We start from the raw sequence: 2659 nt of genomic DNA on the forward strand, positions 1-2659 counted from the left end.
GTATCCGCACATGGTTTTGCTGACCATGCAGACAAGGACTAAAGGTTTTGCACCTTCTCCCACACGCTCCCTGTCGAAGTATGGCGATATCTCTGCGAGGATTCCTCCAACATGCAACTTCACCGACCTATACAACTACTTCCAACGCTCCGCCTATGTGAGATCCCCTGTAAGCGGTTTAGCCTTTCGACTATCGCTACGATGCACCAGTGACACTTATCCCTCCACATGCACCGCATATCTTCCTTTAAAAAAGGGCGCACAGAAGTAGATAAAGCTCGACCGTTAGGTGCTTATTTGATGATTTAAACTACTGAATTAACGAAGGACTTCAAATTGAGGCTTGTCAAACTAGTTCTTTTCTTTAAAATAGGAACTGGTACTAGCCGTAAGGTGAATATCAGTATGAGTTGGTAGCTCTGCCGATCTTTCGTTAATTGATGTTGGTAGCATCAAATAACTGTACCCACAGAATATAAAGCGAAAGTCCAATAAGTTTCAAGACTTATTGGACTTTTTCTTTTTTATAAAGATAATTTTAAAAATTATTTATAAGCCAAATAGTTGAGACTTAAATTGGGAATTCTCGTTAATGACAATAAAGTTGTTACTTTCACCTCAGAAACAGAACAACTAGTAAATACGTCATTAGATGCTAACCCTAATCATCACAAACTTAATGACTTAATTGTGCATAGTGTCTTTAAACGTTTGTATAGTCGTCAGGGGGGTGATGGGAATCCTTTAATTTACGCCCTAAAAGGACAAAAAGGATTCTCAATATCTCTTAAAGAGTGTGGAAAATTCAACCCCAATATCTCTAAAATTCTCCATAGCTTAATGCATGAAAAAGATTATGAAGTAATCCTTACAATGCCATCATCCCACAAAGTAGTAGAGAGATTTGCCAAAAAAATCAATAGAATAAATAAAAATCATTGTATTTTAATTAATGAACAGGATATTGCTGCATGGTACCTTTAGCTTGCATCGTCAGTAATAATTGAATGAGCAAGCCACTCATACAAACAATAAAGGCCACCACCCACCAATCTTTTTTAGAACTAAACGTGTACATTGCATCCCCCATCTATTGTTTTCATTCTATACAAGATTTTTCGATTGGCATGCAACTTTGCAGATTAATTTTAAAGCACATAAAAAAACGCCCCGAAGAGCGTATTTTTTCAATCTTTGCTTCACGATTAAAATAAATATGGGCGCACAAAAATCAGGAAGAAAATACCCAACATCAAAAACCATTTTAAGAAATAGTACAATTTTCGATTGGTCTTTTTCAGTGCTTTGGCTTTGATCCGAATTTGATAAACATAACCAAAAACTTTATTGAGTCCACCCGTTTGATCCCCATGTTCATTTGGTGAACTGGCTGCGGTCATGATATTTTTACCAAACCAATGGTTAAAGCGTGCCATCAACTTTGAGCTTAACGGTCGCTCAACATCGGCAAAGAAAATGATGCGGTTTTGTTCAGTCTTATTTTCAGCATAGTGAATATAGGTTTCATCAAACACCACACTTTCACCATCACGCCATGAATAACGCTCACCATCGACATCAATAAAACAACGGTCATCATTGGGTGTCATCAACCCCAAGTGGTAACGCAATGAACCTGCATAGGGGTCACGATGGCGCACTAAACGACTGTCGGGCGCTAGTTCAGTAAACATCGCCGCCTTAATGCTAGGTAAAGTTTTTAATAATGCTGTGGTTTTTGGGCATAATTCTGCTGCTGATGGATGCGCGGAGTCATACCATTTTAAATAAAAACGCTTCCAGCCTGTTTTAAAGAATGAATTAAACCCCAAATCATCGTAGCTACTTGAAGCTTTAATACCGCCCTGTTGATATAAAGCTTTGGCTTCATCACGAATCATTTCCCAGTTGTCATCTAAAACTTTTAAATCTTGAAAATGCTGAGTGTCGATATAAGGTTGATTCGGCACTTTAGAAAATAAGTACATTAAATAGTTAATCGGTGCAAGAATGGTCGAATGGTCAAAAAACTGACGATAAAAACTATGACGCACCTTGCCGCGCTGTTGAATATACAACGCTGAAGCGATAAAAATCGCCAAAATAATCCACTTCAACATAGAACTAACCAAATACTGAAAACAGCAAAAATTCAAAAATGTCACATATTCTACTCCATTTCAGCGCATGACATCATCGCAGAAAATAGAACACAGCATTGCCAGTCGCTCTGTATACCCACCCAACCTCACGCTATAAAACGTCACCATCCAAACCAAGCATTGACTTATCTGCCCTAAACAAACCACCAAAAGCTCTACTTTTTAAGCTTTTCTCAGTCCTAAAATATTCCAACCGGATAAAAAAAAATATAAAACAATCACTTTCAGAAACCTTTGCACGAATAAACACACAAAAGTTCATTAAATTGGTATAATACAATAAAATCAATCACCTAGCAAAAAACACGACTATGGCATGGAAACAAACAGGGCAACTCTCCCTAGCAGACAGTCTCATTAACGCTCACAAAGCCATCGAAGAATTAGATGAACTACACAACCTAATTGACTGGCAAACTATCGAGCAAACCTTACGCCACGTTCATAGCAGTGAGCGTGGGGAATCTGCCTTTCACCCTGTCATCATGTTTAAAGTA

General features: G+C 38.1%; 3 protein-coding genes and 1 pseudogene. 2 read left to right on the forward strand and 2 right to left on the reverse strand.

Features of this window, described 5'->3' with window-relative positions; all coding sequences use genetic code 11:
• Positions 1-576 precede the first annotated feature (576 nt).
• Entirely contained in the window at positions 577-984 is a 408-nt protein-coding gene (locus FTV38_RS17075; protein ID WP_174660742.1) for a hypothetical protein, read from the forward strand.
• Here FTV38_RS17075 and FTV38_RS18250 read toward each other — a convergent pair.
• Together FTV38_RS18250 and lpxO are read right to left on the reverse strand one after the other, a co-directional pair.
• On the reverse strand, positions 950-1078 hold the full coding sequence (locus tag FTV38_RS18250; protein ID WP_257222498.1) for a hypothetical protein: 129 nt from the start codon (positions 1076-1078) through the stop codon (positions 950-952). The two genes, FTV38_RS17075 and FTV38_RS18250, sit on opposite strands and share 35 nt — an antisense overlap.
• Positions 1079-1205: 127 nt before the next feature.
• Positions 1206-2120: a lipid A hydroxylase LpxO gene (gene lpxO / locus FTV38_RS17080; RefSeq protein ID WP_180023008.1), complete on the reverse strand. Its 915-nt coding sequence runs from the start codon at positions 2118-2120 to the stop codon at positions 1206-1208.
• A gap of 353 nt (positions 2121-2473) precedes the next feature.
• On the opposite strand from lpxO, the pseudogene FTV38_RS17085 reads away from it, so the two are divergent.
• Positions 2474-2659 (forward strand): annotated as a pseudogene (locus FTV38_RS17085) (IS5/IS1182 family transposase); the annotation flags it as partial.

The sequence above is a fragment of the Acinetobacter sp. YH16044 genome (assembly GCF_013417145.1).
GTDB classification, from domain to species: domain Bacteria; phylum Pseudomonadota; class Gammaproteobacteria; order Pseudomonadales; family Moraxellaceae; genus Acinetobacter; species Acinetobacter amyesii.

What these genes read in the sequence shown, in the direction of transcription:
- FTV38_RS18250 (WP_257222498.1), bottom strand. Translation starts at nt 1,078, where the DNA reads ATGTACACGTTTAGTTCTAAAAAAGATTGGTGGGTGGTGGCCTTTATT.
- lpxO (WP_180023008.1), bottom strand. Translation starts at nt 2,120, where the DNA reads ATGTTGAAGTGGATTATTTTGGCGATTTTTATCGCTTCAGCGTTGTAT.